Source organism: Thioalkalivibrio sp. ALJ15 (assembly GCF_000383695.1).
Lineage (GTDB): Bacteria > Pseudomonadota > Gammaproteobacteria > Ectothiorhodospirales > Ectothiorhodospiraceae > Thioalkalivibrio.
Window position 1 is genome coordinate 344,756 of record NZ_KB912059.1, and the last position, 13,720, is coordinate 358,475.

Annotated in this window: 16 protein-coding genes; 2 read left to right on the forward strand and 14 right to left on the reverse strand. The window is 61.1% G+C overall.

Annotation, left to right across the window (positions count from 1 at the left end; genetic code table 11):
- The 13 genes from G015_RS13715 to G015_RS0110890 all read right to left on the reverse strand — a co-directional run.
- Positions 1-413: type I restriction-modification system subunit M N-terminal domain-containing protein (locus G015_RS13715; RefSeq protein WP_038050187.1), on the reverse strand; the 413-nt coding region annotated here is incomplete at its 3' end.
- Positions 414-1,849: 1,436 nt separating this feature from the next.
- On the reverse strand, positions 1,850-2,116 hold the full coding sequence (locus G015_RS0110845; RefSeq protein WP_156824696.1) for a hypothetical protein: 267 nt from the start codon (positions 2,114-2,116) through the stop codon (positions 1,850-1,852).
- Positions 2,117-2,924: 808 nt separating this feature from the next.
- The gene (locus G015_RS0110850; protein WP_020146698.1) at positions 2,925-3,575 is read right to left on the reverse strand and encodes an SOS response-associated peptidase; all 651 of its coding nucleotides are present in this window, start codon (positions 3,573-3,575) and stop codon (positions 2,925-2,927) included.
- Between the two features lie 300 nt (positions 3,576-3,875).
- A complete protein-coding gene (locus tag G015_RS0110855) occupies positions 3,876-4,082 on the reverse strand; it encodes a hypothetical protein (RefSeq protein WP_020146699.1) in 207 nt (68 codons plus the stop codon).
- Between the two features lie 144 nt (positions 4,083-4,226).
- Positions 4,227-4,826 (reverse strand): hypothetical protein, encoded by a 600-nt coding sequence (locus G015_RS14115; protein WP_020146700.1) that lies wholly within the window; start codon positions 4,824-4,826, stop codon positions 4,227-4,229.
- Positions 4,813-5,223, reverse strand: coding sequence for a hypothetical protein (locus G015_RS14255; protein WP_156824697.1), 411 nt, complete (start codon positions 5,221-5,223; stop codon positions 4,813-4,815). Before G015_RS14255 ends, G015_RS14115 begins: the two co-directional genes overlap by 14 nt.
- On the reverse strand, positions 5,220-6,761 hold the full coding sequence (locus G015_RS0110865; RefSeq protein ID WP_232196822.1) for a YfjI family protein: 1,542 nt from the start codon (positions 6,759-6,761) through the stop codon (positions 5,220-5,222). The genes G015_RS14255 and G015_RS0110865 overlap by 4 nt, the downstream gene beginning before the upstream one ends.
- Complete coding sequence (locus G015_RS0110870; protein ID WP_020146702.1) at positions 6,758-7,603, reverse strand: toprim domain-containing protein; 846 nt, start codon at positions 7,601-7,603, stop codon at positions 6,758-6,760. Before G015_RS0110870 ends, G015_RS0110865 begins: the two co-directional genes overlap by 4 nt.
- Positions 7,604-7,727: 124 nt before the next feature.
- A complete protein-coding gene (locus G015_RS14120; RefSeq protein ID WP_020146703.1) occupies positions 7,728-7,925 on the reverse strand; it encodes a helix-turn-helix domain-containing protein in 198 nt (65 codons plus the stop codon).
- Positions 7,926-8,071: 146 nt separating this feature from the next.
- The gene (locus G015_RS0110875; protein ID WP_020146704.1) at positions 8,072-8,875 is read right to left on the reverse strand and encodes a hypothetical protein; all 804 of its coding nucleotides are present in this window, start codon (positions 8,873-8,875) and stop codon (positions 8,072-8,074) included.
- 16 nt (positions 8,876-8,891) lie between these two features.
- On the reverse strand, positions 8,892-10,154 hold the full coding sequence (locus G015_RS0110880; protein ID WP_028490923.1) for a site-specific integrase: 1,263 nt from the start codon (positions 10,152-10,154) through the stop codon (positions 8,892-8,894).
- A gap of 277 nt (positions 10,155-10,431) precedes the next feature.
- Positions 10,432-11,358, reverse strand: coding sequence for a c-type cytochrome (locus tag G015_RS0110885; RefSeq protein WP_018994961.1), 927 nt, complete (start codon positions 11,356-11,358; stop codon positions 10,432-10,434).
- A 3-nt stretch (positions 11,359-11,361) separates the two neighbouring features.
- On the reverse strand, positions 11,362-11,829 hold the full coding sequence (locus G015_RS0110890; RefSeq protein WP_026278835.1) for a cytochrome c: 468 nt from the start codon (positions 11,827-11,829) through the stop codon (positions 11,362-11,364).
- A gap of 229 nt (positions 11,830-12,058) precedes the next feature.
- Here G015_RS0110890 and G015_RS0110895 point away from each other — a divergent pair, with 229 nt between their 5' ends.
- Positions 12,059-12,721, forward strand: a complete 663-nt coding sequence (locus G015_RS0110895) for an L-fuculose-phosphate aldolase (protein ID WP_018994962.1) — start codon at positions 12,059-12,061, stop codon at positions 12,719-12,721.
- A 1-nt stretch (position 12,722) separates the two neighbouring features.
- Here G015_RS0110895 and G015_RS0110900 read toward each other — a convergent pair whose 3' ends face one another.
- The gene (locus G015_RS0110900; protein ID WP_020146706.1) at positions 12,723-13,271 is read right to left on the reverse strand and encodes an NUDIX domain-containing protein; all 549 of its coding nucleotides are present in this window, start codon (positions 13,269-13,271) and stop codon (positions 12,723-12,725) included.
- 124 nt (positions 13,272-13,395) lie between these two features.
- Between G015_RS0110900 and hspQ the strand changes: the two genes are divergently transcribed.
- A complete protein-coding gene (gene hspQ / locus G015_RS0110905) occupies positions 13,396-13,716 on the forward strand; it encodes a heat shock protein HspQ (protein ID WP_012982621.1) in 321 nt (106 codons plus the stop codon).
- The last annotated feature ends 4 nt before the right edge of the window (positions 13,717-13,720 follow it).

The window sequence follows — 13,720 nt, forward strand, 5'->3', positions numbered from 1 at the left end:
TTGTCCGGCAGCGTGGTGGAGCCCACCTTGCGGGTGAAGTCGATGTGCTCCAGCACCCCGGCCAGGCTGGGGTTGTGCTCTTCCAGCCCGGCCAGCGCCTTGTTCAGTTCGTTGCCCACGCCCTGGTGGGCCTCGTTCAGCAGGTACTCCCAGCGCGCCTTGGGTGGCACGTAGAAGTCCGACTTGTACCAGCTGGGCATCTCGACGAGCTTGGCGATCTCTTCCTCGCTCTTGCCGCTGGCGCGCAGGTTGTCGCGCACCTCTTCCCGCCGCTGTTCGAACACGTCCGAGCAGCGCTTCAGGAACAGCATGCCGAAGATGTACTCCTTGAACTCCGAGGCGTCCATGCGCCCCCGGAGGATGTCCGCCGCCGCGAACAGGTGGCGCTCAAGCTGGTTCAGGGTCAGGATCATGGAGGGAATCGGTCCTTCGATCGGGTCAGGTGAGGAGACAGTTTAGGCGCTCGCTGCGACGACAGCCGTCGCGCGCGCCGCGCCCCATGCTATCGAGCCCCGAACCAGCCCGCCACGACGAAGCATCCCCAGCCGGTTAGCGGCAAAGTCGCAGCCCCACTCCTTGCGGAACATCCTTGCCTCCGCAGTGCATGAACAAAGAGGACTGGCATCATGACCGCACCGATCGAACTGTACCTGGACCCATTTTCGGACATGGGAGAACTCGGCCCATCCAATCTGCGCTTCACACATGCTCCCTGCCACGATCACATGCGGGTCCATGCCCATCCACTCACTCGAGGCTACCAACTGCGATGTCCAAAATGCGGTCAGTGCATTGACCTCTCTGACGCGATGCTGGACGAGGCCGAGAGAGCGGCGATACTGCGGCTTCCTGGCCCGGTTCGCCCCAGTCCCTCAGTACAAGACCCTGACGTTTTTCTCACCTTGCGCGACGAAACCTGAACGGAAAAGAAAGTGAAGGGCCATCACTCCGTCAGAAACGCTCAGGCAAATGCAAACGCCTTGCAATTAGTCACTTAGATGCAAACGAAACGGTTTCCCTTCTCTGTGTACCCAAACCTGTACCACAGGGGGCCGACTACAACCACGTCGGCGTTGCCCAGGCATCACCCTATTCAGGCATCGCCGTGGGCAACCGATCGAAGGTTCTGATGAACCCCTCACCAAATTGGCACGACCTTCTTGGAAACGTCGGTTGATTGCAGCGCTGAGTAGGATCCCCTCGCGTCGATCAACAGCACCGGATGACCATCGACAATATCGAGCCGTGAGTTATAAGAGTACATCGCGAAATGCTGATTGCCCGCTCTCCAGTTCAGTTTCCAAGCGTCGTCGTCCAACGCCCCTTCTTAACACTTCTAAACATCGACGTCGCCCCCCAAGATCCCCGAGGTACGCAGATCAAATCGGTTGTGCTCGAGCTTCAACAATCCATCGTTAACTCAGCCGTCTAGACGATCCTCGATTGAATGAAACAACCGAGACCCTATGAGTGCACCAATCACAATGGCACCAACCTGCAACAAAAATAATGCCATCTGCCCTATCAGAGACCTGTCTTCCTCCAGCATTGGATATGACAACAACGCCAAAATCAACGAAAAGGTAATCACCACTGACATAAACCCCGTCGAAACAATCTTAACATCTATCCCCCTCACTAATCTTGGCGTTATGTAAGTCGCTAAAAAACCTCCAAAAGCTGGAGATGCCACGAATGAAAAAAAAGCTGTTATTAGAAGGAGTATTCCGCTGGATTCTCTAGCGTGCGCCCCAACGTATATAACACCATACAGCAGAGTATGAAGAAGAACCCACCCAAACAAGAAGAATAGAATAGAAACGAAAATCGCGAGTACCGTTTTCAAATCTTATTCACCATCAATTGCCGCACCAATTCCAACTAGGGCCATCGCCGACAGGCCGCCACCATAAACAAGCAGGACAGGAAACCAATTCGAGTTCGCAATCGCCTCATACCAAGGAGCAAAAGCTAATGTAAGAGGAAATAGAAAGAACGCAATCATGCCACCAATAAAACCCAAATTATCGACCACAATGCCCAGCGAGACGAAGAACCCCCATAGTCCCGCCACCATCATTATTATAAATCCAGGAACTTTGAATATAATGCCCATTTTGCTCTCCCTTTTCGTTAACTCCATACGTCTTCAACTAATAACCTAGCACAGCGTTTCTCGTTTGCTGAGATTGAAACACTAGTTCCCAGAGCGGTCCGATCAAGGTCTATCAACCGACCGCCGATCCCTCCATCCTGGGGGGTTATAGTGCAACAACCGCGAAGGCCCGAAACGGGGTGGGCCGTCTATTCTGGCTTCGATTCTTCGGACAATCTGGCCTCTCCCTCGATAGTCTTAAGGCCCGAGCGACCAGCATCCAGCACGATTTGTTGCAGCCCTTCCACTGACAGCTCGTTGGGGGCCTCTCGTCCAGTTCCTCGGGTCTGTGTACACGAATCTGTACTACAGGGGGCGGACTCTAACGGTGTCAGCGGTGCCCAGGCATCACCCTATTCAAGGATCGCCGTGGTCAACCGGTCGAACCTTTGGACGAACCCCTCATCGGATTGGCACGACCTTCTTGGAACCCTCGGTTGGATGAAGTGCCGAGTAAGCCGATCTCGCTTCGATTAACAGCACCGGTTGTCCGTCGACGGTGTCGAGCCGCGAGTTGTCCGAGTAGATCTCGCAATGCCGATCGCCCGATCTCCAGCTGAGTTTCGGTTGCATCCCGTCCGGTCCCCGCCCTTTCGTATGGTTCGACATCGCGCGGTACACCCCCAGCAGACAGAATTGCGACTTCGGATATCTTTGGACACTCCACTCAAAAGAGGCTAGTCCATGATACGAGGCGCAGTCGAGCCAATTGTGCTCGCTGCGGCCTGCATGGAGCCGCTCTGTAGACCCAGGACGTCTCGCTGGGTGCCTACTTCGATGGCTTGATCAATCCAGCATCGTCTTCAACTGGACGGTTCACGCGAGTCGAAACGGGGTAATGGATGAACGCATCCGGACTCAGTCGGACGGTCGCGGCTCGGATGGCGTCCCGTTCTGTCAGTTCGGGATCGAGCCAATCCCAGCGACACTCGGCATCCAGTACCAGCGGCTTGCGATCGTGAATGTGCGCCAGCCGCTCCGATGCGGGTTCGGTGATGATCGCGCAACAGGCGCCGCCATCGCTTGTTGGCTCCCATATGCCCGCCATCATCAGGATATCCTGTGGTGCATCCTCGCCCAGGGTGATGTAGTAGGGCTGCTTGCCATCGTCGGTCTTGCGCCACTCATACCAACCATCAGCCAGCACAATGCAGCGTCGATGGGCGATTGCGGAACGAAAGTACGGACTGCTGGCGACCTTTTCGGCGCGGGCGTTGATCGGGCGAGGACCGTCCTGCACCGGCTTCGGCCTGAAGCCCCAGAACATCGGCTGGAAGGCGGCGGGTGTATCATCTCCCGCACGGAACGCTTCAAGGTCCGTTCCGGGTGCGACGTTGTACCGAGGTGTGTCGAACGCCTCGTCGACCGGCACCTGGAAGTACCGCATCGCCAGTTCGCTGGTCGCGCTGTAGCGCGTCATCCGTCCGCACATGACGCAGGATCCTCGTGCCAGGGAGTGTAGAGGACCGGCCGGCCAGGCACTCGACCGAAAATGATCTCCGACGGAAGAGTTCTTTCGGGGTTCCTTGACGGACGATCACGCTTGACGTTTCCCACCTGTTCAGCAAAATTGTGCGCAGTGGAGGCCTGTCCCCCACTACCCTGCGGGGTGAAGGCTGGTCGAGTCGTTGTCGGGACGTTCACCAGACAGGCCGCTCCGCGGGGTCATCCCGGCATCACTCTCTTGGCCGCAAAGGACGAAAGTTGGTGCATCTCCTCGTCAATCTTTCACGGCCTTCCGTATTTCGTTCAGCGCGCGTTCGATCTGCTCCGGGGTTTCCAGCGGGTAGCCTGCCTTTCGCGCAGCATTGATGAGCATCATCCGCGCTTGAGTGGCTCGGATCACGGCACGCCGCGTAGGCTCGTCCATCTTATCGAGCTTCGCCTGCATGCGGGCCTTGATGGCTTCTCGCCTCGATTGGTTCATGAGTAGTTCTCCGCATGCCGCCCCGCCGTCGCGGGCTAGTCCGGGTTGAGCAGCCTCGCGTGTTCGCGCAATAGACGGGCGAGCGCACGCTGCTGCTGCCGCTGGCCCCCACGATAGGCGTTCCGGGAGGCTTGCGCACGCCCTTCAGGTGTCCTTGGGCCGGTCGATCGCTCCCACGGCTTCCACCGCCGGATCGCCTGTGCCTGTCGAGCCCGTCGTTCTGGTGTCCAGCCGTTGGCCATGAGTATCGTCCTCCAATAGTTCGTTTTGCTCATTTTGAATTTTTTCGGGAGCCGATTCGTTCGGTGACGTTGTGTGGTTGATCTGCTGGTTCTGGGCCACGTTCGCTTGCCGGGCAAACACGTGCGACTTGGGTGATTGCAGCGCCTCCAGGGCCTGAAGGGTACTTCGTGACTGATTCTGGGCGCGAAGGGCAAGCCGCAGCAGCCGATCATAGTTATCTACATGCGTCTGATTCGCTGCACGCTCGATCAGCCTTACGAAGAGCTGTTCTAGAGTGCGGGCTTGGTTCCACAACATCTCTTCCTGGGCTTGGGTCCCGCCGTTGGCCTGCATCTGCTGGACGTGTCGGTCGAGCGCCTCGTGTAGATCCGATACCTCAATCTTCGCCGGAATACCTTTTCCCTCCAACGCCTTGATGGCCCGAGCCTGGCTCAAACCTGATGTCAGCAGCACCTCGGCCATCTCACGGCCTTCGAGTTCATCCGAGTCATTCTTCGCCATGGTCTGCCTCTCTGGGGCTGCGTTCTGGTTTCAATCGATGCTGATGGCGCCGTTCGCTCATGAAGTGCCGATAGAGCCGCCGCTCGTCTGGCAGCACTGCGTCCGTTTTCCAGCGGCCGACGACGCTTCTGGCGAATGCCGCTAGCTCCTCGTATTCGAGCGTGCCAGCGGCTCGATCCCTGTGATCCTCTGGCGACAGCAGGGCCGCCAAGATGGCTGGGTCCATGCCAACGGCTTCAGCGGCTTGCTGCAGCGAGTCGGGATGTACTTTTTCTGCAGAAGGGGCCTGTTCGGCACTGACAAAACTGCCAGAAGCCCCTTTTGTCGGTTCTGTCAGTACGCGATGAGCGTGTTTCTGGATTTGACGCAGACTGGCGAGTCGGTCGGCATAGCTCATTGCGCACCCTCCAGTACCGCCGGATGGACGTGCCAGAGGGTCTTTCTCCGGCCCCCTGTCTCTACTTCTTCGTACCGAACACGCCCGAGGTCCTCTAGGTACTCAAGGCAACGCGATAGGTTTTCTCGATCCAGTGCACGCCAGCCCTTTCGGTGGACTTCGCGTGCCGTGAAGGGTGTCTGGAGGTCACCGCGGCACAGGCGCCGCTCGAGCTCATGGGCCGCGCCCAATTCAGGGTTGCGTGCAGCCCCATACACGCGGCGCGCATGCGCTTCCAGGAACTCGCACCACGCGATGCCGGCGGTGACGCTCTCCATGTCGACAGGGCCGATGCGAGCGCTGGCGAGGTGGTACAGCAGGGCCAGGCTCGGGACCAGGCTGCGAAACTTGGCCAAGTGCGAGATGAAGGCATCCGGCTCGGTCGAATCCGGATCTCGCAGCCGGTGCTCAAGCTTTGAACGCCAATCGTCGAACACCCCCTGTGCATCTGCATCGAAACGTAGGGCCGGGATATCCGACGCGGCATCAGCACCCAGGGCGGTGGCGTCGATGTCGTCCAGGCGCGCGAACAGCTCGAATGCGGCCTGCTTGGCTTCGCGGTTGGGGTAACGATCCACGTTCTTCCAGTCACGGCCCATGTCGGGCCATACGCACAGTTGAATGCGCTGCATCAGACCATCATCACCCACGCCACCACGCAGGGCGGCCCGCAGATAGTCCTCCAGCGGTCCCGGCTGGATGCCGCCGATCAGCGAGACCGTAGCGGCCTCGATCTCGATGGTGCCCCGGCCTATACGGTCGTAGGTGTAACGGCCCGTCCCAGACCAGGCTTCCAGATAGAAGGCCCGCGCGGACTCGTGACCCTCTTTGTCGAGCCCACGCAGCCAGCCGACAAGCTCGTCGCGAGCCACCAGCACGCCGCGTGGGTTATCCCGAAGAAGCTCGCCCAACTTTTCGACGGTCGTGTCTTGCGTCGTATAGCGGCGTCTCACTGGTGCCTCGGGCTCTTCCATAGCCGCCAAGGCGTGCATGCGAGCGGCATCCATGTCCCGTTTCTTGGTGGCTGCCTCGATCTGTTTCTTCGCGGCCTTGCTCGCGGCCTCAGCCAGAAGTTTGTCCGCCTGGTACTCGTGCGCTGCGTGCTCGTAGGATTCCCGCGCCTCACTCTCGAGCTGATGCAAGGGTCGCAGGGCCTCGGTCATAGCGGGTGACTTCATCACGCCAGGCCGCCCGACGATCGCACCCCATACATTCGGTACGACCAACCAATCGTCGTGCCGCTTGGGATGGATACCGATCTGCCGACCGACCACGGACCCGAGCGCGGTCATGGCGACCACGGCGGGATAGTCCATCGGGCACTGCACCCGCTCGGCAATGTCCTGAATCCACGGCCGGAGCGCCACCGGCAGCAGCTCGGGTGCAAACTTCGGTGCCGGTGGCATTGGCGGCGGTAGAGACTCGGGATCGGGCCACGTGTGTGCGGGTTGCGGTGCTTCGGCTTGCTCGATTGCCGCTACGATAGGGTTGCCGTTCATGCGCCACCCCCCTCAGCCAACAGGGCCGCCAGGTCGTTGTAGTCGTTACCCTCGGCACCCGGCGGGAACTCGGGAATCGCCAGGCGGGCTCCGGCCGCGATGGCAGCGGCACGCGCTTTGGCCGCGCCCACTTCGTCTGCGTCCCCGCAGATGATAATGTCCGCATCCGGCCACCGATTGCGTACGGTCACCGCGACCGGCTCCATGTTCCCAGCATCGATCGCAGCCAGCACCCGCGCAGTCCGGTCGGCTTCGGCCAGCGTACAGGCGGTGGCGAAGCCTTCGGCTATCAAGGTCGGGCTGCCGTTGCCGAGTTCGACGGGGATGCAGCATCCGCGCTTCCGACCACCAGGCAGCAGTCGCTTGCGACCGTCCGGGCCGATCGTTTGCAGGCTGGTGATCCCGCTGGTGGCCGGGTCGATTACCGGCAGCACCAGGCGCTCGCTTTGCTGGCGGGCGTGGTGTGGCTGCACACCCTTGGCGACCAGGTACGCATGATCGGGATCAGCGGGCCGGGCCGCGCGCCACTCCCGGCGGGCGCGTTCTGCGGTGCGGGCTTGGCGTTTGCGGGTCTCTGCGTCGCGTCGCCGACGTGCATCGTCCATGCGCTGCCGCAAGGCCTTGCGATCGGCGGGGCTCATGTTGTCACGCGACCGGGCGCACCAGGTGAACGTCTCGCCTTGCCGCCACGAGCCGTAGCGGGCAGCCGGAATTCCGTCCAAGTGGATCACGGCCCAGCCGTTGCGGGTGCCGGCCTTGTCTCCGTCTACTCGGTAGCGGACCAGCGAACCATCGGCGCGCAGATCCTCCGGGTTATACGGCGCCACGCCATCGCGGGCCATCGCGGCGAGGATCTCTCGGGTCGGATCGCTGCTATACTCGGTATCGAGCGCACCCCTGTGCTCACCCCCTACGTCCTGCGCCGCCCCCCTGCGGCTCGGGGCGTTTCTATTACGGGTATCCATATCAGGACACCTCGCGCACTGGCTCGACCCGCTGTTGCTCGAGCCAAGCGTCCAAATCGGTGCGGCGGTAAAGCACGCGGCGGCCCGCTTTGACCCAGGGCGGCCCCTTTCGCATGTTCCGCCAGCGGGCCAAAGTGCGGGTGGTTACTTGAAGGTAGTCCGATGTCTGCTTAGGTGTCAGGTTCGGATGTGTCGTCATGCTCTTGGCCTCTCGTGTCAACGCGAGGCCATGGTTATGCGGGAAAGCGCCTTAAAATAGCTGGAATGGTTTTACCCCTTAACGTGGAAATGGGTTAAGCAAGAGCTAGAAATCGCCTCACCATGCGGAAAAAACGCTGGAACCCTTTACTTCCGTGGCCGGCCTACACGAGCCCAATCCGGTCGGATAATGCTGGCTGCGGACTCCGCGAGTCGGGCACTCATTCCCTGACCTTTCAACCAGTCCACAATCTCGTCATTGGACGGATGTGTCTTCGGTGCTTCGGGCTCGGCAGTGGACCAGAACTCGCGACTGGCTCGGAGGAGGATGCGCATGCTCTCCGTGTACACGGCATCGCCTGGACCCGGATTCGCAGGCAGTTCGCCGGCATGGGCGCCAATGCGATAAAGTTTCTCGAACCGGTCCCGCTCCACCCGCGTCACAAGAAGCATGTTCTTGGTCACGTAATCCACGGGTGCCTGGCCGTCAGGCCATACCGGGCGCTGCTCGCCCCCCTCGTACCACATTGGCTGCGTATCTGCTGTCTTTATGAACGTATAGCTGCACCTGTGCTCCTCACGTTGCTCCTCATCGAATATAAAAAAATCAGCCGCTGTGGTGTATTTTTGATCCGGGTCGAAGAGCTCGCGCGGCCTCACGCCACCAGTACGATTTAGATGCGCGATGTCACAGGCTTGAATCCCAAAAAGTCCTGCGACCGGAGCGCTCAGTTCGTGATCCCGGAGCGTCGAATCCTCGCCCTTGGCCTTCGTATAAATGGTCCGCTCCATGCCGGTGACCTGATGAAAATTGGCGCAAACGCGCAACATTTCGACCTCCGCGTAATGCGTGAGCAGATCGACGGAGCACCCCCACCGCTCAGCTATCTCGTCCAGCGAAAACCAATCTTTTTCGGGCAGCCCCGCGCTCACCATGTTCTGTTGCCCCATGTTGGCACTCCAGTTATCAGCTGTTCGCCTGGAACGTGATCACGTTGTCGGCTCCGCTCTCACCGCTAGCAATGCGCAGCAGGCGCCGCTCCCAAGCACGTAGCGCGGCGCCCTTTTCCGTGTCGTATCTGTGACGGTCGTACACGGCCACGATCCCCTGCCGAACGTGTCCTATAACGGCTTCTGCAACCGGCTCAGGGATCCCCTCGGCTGCCAACCGAGTTCGGCAGGTTCTGCGCAGGTCGTGCGGCGTCCAATGACCCCAAGTCTCGGCATTCTTGTTACCGAGTTTGGCGCGAAAACGGGCCACCGCGCGCCCCAAGGCGGGCGTCGTGATTGGCGCTCCGGGGCGTGCCTCGAACACGTGCCCCGTCGGCTTTTTCTTCCTTCGCCCCGCGAGACGTTCAAGCTCTACTCTGGCTTGTTCCAGGATATCTAGTGCCATATCGGACAGCGGAACGGTATGCGACGTCTCGGTCTTGCCGCGACGGGAGGGCGGGATAGTCCATAACGCGCCGTCGATTTCATCCCAGCGCATTCCGGCCACTTCCCCCGGCCTTTGTCCCGTCACGAGGATCAGGCGCAACGCGAGATTGGTCAGGCGGTGCATATCGGTCGAGCTGTTCCAGAATGCCTGTATCTCAGCATCATCCAATATCCGCGCTCGCTGGCGAGGAGTCATGGCCTTCGAGACCTTTCGCGGGCGGATCGTGGCAACAGGGTTCGCCTCGATCACCTCGCGATCTTCAGCCCAGGCGAACAGCCCTTTCAGGTGGGTCAGCAATAGCGCAGCGGTACGCGGGTGTTCCTCCGCCACCCCTTCAACCAGTTCGATGACGTCGCGCCGTCGGACTGCCTTGATCTTCGTGCTACCCAGCACCGGTAGCGCGTAGGTTTCCAGTGTACGGCGCACAGCGGGGCCGGACTTCAGCTTGCTGATATGCGCGCGGTCGTACCGTCCCAGCACCTCGCGCAAGGTGGGCTCCTGCCGCTCAGTGCGCCGCTTTTCCAGAATATCGGCACCGGTGTCGATCTCTTGTCGGAAGTCCCGCGCCTGTTTGCGTGCGGCGGCCAGCGACCAGGTTCCCCACGGGCCGATGGTAAGGCGTCGCGCCTTCCCATCCTTGGACGTGTACCGAAGGATGAAAGACTTGCTTCCCTTCGGCGTGATTCGCAGCCCGAAGCCTCGGGGTGCGTCTCGGTGATCGTCGTACATGAAGCGCTGACCCTTCTCGGGCGGTTGCGCTGCGTTAATGCTTTTCTCGGTTAGCGTCGCCACTCTTTTTGCCCGCCGTGTACCACATATGTACCAGTCTAGATGGGTATATAGTGGCATTCAATGTCACTTCCCGGCACGCCAATAGCGTTCGTAAGTATCTGTTATACAATGCTCGTGTTTGAAAATAGTCAGGTGGTACATGAACTTGCGTGTACCAGCTGGATGCGCCTGTTAATCACTAGGTCGGCGGTTCGAGCCCGTCCCGGGGAGCCAGATAAAGAGAAAGGGCCAGGTCTGCGCTGCAGCCTGGCCCTTTTTTATGCAGCCTTGGTCCCGTTCAGTCCGGCTCGTGTTCGATGGGGTCCAGCGACTGCAGATAGGCCGCGATTGCCCGGCGGTCGTCACTGGTCAGGTAGGACGTTCCGTGCTCGATCACGTCGGCCATGCTGCTCCCGGCAAAATCGCCGTCACGGGTGATGCCCATCTCCAGGTAGCGGGCGATATGACGCACGCCCCATCGGCCGATGCCGGTTTCCCGGTCCGGCGTGATATTCGGTGCGACGTCGCCATCCGGCATGCGCGCCCCTGCCCCGAGACGCTCGAGGTCCAGCCCGCCCGTCCGGGTGCGCGGGGTATGGCATTCCATGCAGTGCCCCAGGGCCTGAGTCAGATAGGCGCCACGGTTCCACTCCTCGGACTCGTCAGGATTTGCCTCGAACTCGCCGGGCTCGAAGTGCAACCACTTCCATACACTGAGTGATGGCCGAAAGCGCACGAACCAGTCCAGATCGTGCGGGGTATTCTCGCGGGCGACGGGCTCGACCTCGGACTGCAGATAGGCCCATAACGCCTCCACGTCCTGGTCCGTCATCTTCGTATATGCGGTGTACGGAAATGCCGGGTAGTAATGGGTCCCGTTCGGGCTGCGCCCTTCCCTCAGGGCCTTCTTGAAGTCGCCCTCCGACCAGCCGCCGATGCCGTGCTCTTCGTCCGGGGTGATGTTCGGGCCGTAGAACACGCCGAACGGGCTTTCGATCGGCCGACCACCGGCCAGGAAGTCGCCCTCCTCCGCGGTGTGACAGGTCACACACCCGCCGGCGCGCAAGACGTATTCACCGTAGGCAATACGTTCGTCCTCTCCGGCCTGGGGGTCCTCTTCACCGATTTCCACCTCCGCCTGTGCGACGGAACCCCATGTAAAGGCCGCAATGGCCAGGGCCGGCAGCCAGGCGGCCGGCCCTGTGCGCCTTGTGGTCACCACCACCGATCAGTCGCGGCGGAAGTCGTCGTGGCAGGCCTGGCAGGATTGCCCCAGATTACGGAAGCGAATCGGGAGTTCGTCGTCTTCACCGGCTTCAACCGCGGCATGCAATGCCTCGGCCGCATCCTTGGTGTCCTGAGAAAGCTCCTGGAACCGGTCCCAGTCGTCCCAGATCTCCTCTTTGGCATCGGTATCGGGGAAGTCACTGCCTTCCGGGAACAGTGCCGGGATGTCCGCGGTGAGATCCACCAGATGCCTGGTGTGCATCTCGAGGTTGTCGCCGAACTCGGCGCCGTCGACAACGACTGCGGCGATAGACCCGACGTTGCCGCCGATGGACCGCATCACGCCCTGACGGTAATCAATGGTTGCCTCGTGCTCGTCAAAGGCATGCACGGAATGCACAGCGCCCAAGCCCAGCGCGAGGGTTCCGGCAACGGAAGCCGCAGTCAGAAAACGAAGGGGTTTTTTCATGGGTTGTCCTCCCTGTTCAAGGAACATCGAAAGTGCCGCGCGACCGCTGCGGCCTGCCAAATACAGCCTTCAATATAGATGTCCAGGTGGCGTGCGCGCCATCCGCGTCTTCACGTCCCGCTCACGCCGGCCTCTCGACATTGACCCCATAAACTAACGGGTGTTCCCCGAGACATCCTTCGCGCCTGTCGCGATACAATCCGGCTTCCATCTATCCCCCTGGATTCCGATGCCTGCCACCGATGAACTGGCCCTGCGCCAGGCGATTATCGACACCGCGCTCGAGACCAATCGCCGTGGCCTGAACCAGGGCACCTCGGGCAACGTCAGCGCGCGTCTGGGCGACGGCATGCTGATTACCCCGTCCGGCGTGCCCTATGAAGCCCTGCGTCCGGAGGACCTGGTCTCCGTCGATGCACAGGGACGCTGGCCGGATCACCAGAAGCCTTCCAGCGAGTGGCATTTTCATCGGGCGATCCTCAAGGCGCGCCCGGAGTTGAACGCCGTGGTGCATGTCCACTCGATCTATGCCAGCGTGGTCGCGATTCAGGGTCGTGATATCCCCGCCCTGCACTATATGGTTGCGGCGGCCGGGGGCAATTCGATCCGTTGTGCCCCCTATGCCACGTTCGGCACGGAGCAGCTGTCAGGCAACGCGGTGGAGGCCTTGCACGATCGACTCGCGTGCCTGCTGGCCAACCACGGCATGATTGCGACGGGGCCGGATCTCGCGCGGGCCTTGTGGCTGACCCAAGAGGTCGAACTGCTCGCGCAGCAGTATGTGCTGAGCCTGCAAATTGGCGGCCCGCAGCTGCTCGGCGATGATGAAATGGCGCGCGTGCTGGAAAAATTCCGAGACTACGGGCCGTCCCGGCGCGCGCAGGACAGCTGAACTACAACCCGCCCAGCGGGCTCGCGGACTCCGGGGCGCCCATCGGCGCAAATTCGTTCAGGTGGTGCGTCTGCTGATAGTGCGCCAGGGCCCAGGCGACCGACGGAAATGCGAGCTCCCCGGGCAGATCATTGAAGTCGAACAGCGCGACCTCTTCCGATTCCGGTCCGGGAGCGACATCGTCGCCCAGCAGCTCGGCACGGTAGATCATCTGCACCTGACCGATATGCGGCAGACTGTAGACCGCGAGCAGGCGATCGATACGCAGCCGGGCGCGCGCCTCCTCCCAGGCCTCTCGCTCGGCGCCCTGCTCGGTCGACTCGCCGAGCTCCATGTATCCTGCGGGCAGCGTCCAGTGACCCTTGCGCGGCTCGATCGCCCGGCGGCACAACAGGACCCGCTCTCCCCATGTGGCGACGACGCCCACCACAATCCGCGGGTTCTCGTAGTCCACGAAGCCACAGTGACTGCAGATCTTGCGTTCGCGGTCATCATTTTCGGGCACGGCCCGGTGAAATTCGGGGCGGGGGATGCTGACGTCACGGGACATGGTATACGTTCGCTTTGCGGGTTCAGGACCACGCGCCGGAACGCGAGACCCGGGCGATGGTCTTTTCTGAGAGACACTGTCAATGCAGCGCAATTAATGCACCAAACGCCGCCAGGGGGCAGCGATGACACAGGGAACACGCTTCACCGTGGGTGAACTGGTCCACCATACCAAGTTCGGCTACCGCGGTGTGATCGTCGAGGTCGACCCGGTCTACTCCGGCTCGGACGAATGGTACGAAACCGTGGCCAGGAGCCGCCCCCCCAAGGACCGGCCGTGGTACCACGTGCTGGTGGACGGGTACTCGCACAGCACGTATGTGGCCGAACGCCACCTGGAACCCGACACCTCCGGCCAGCAGATCGACCATCCGGCACTGGGCCAGTTCTTCGATCACTTCCTCAATGGGCGCTACTGCCGGGGAAGCAATTCTCGCACCCACTAGTCCG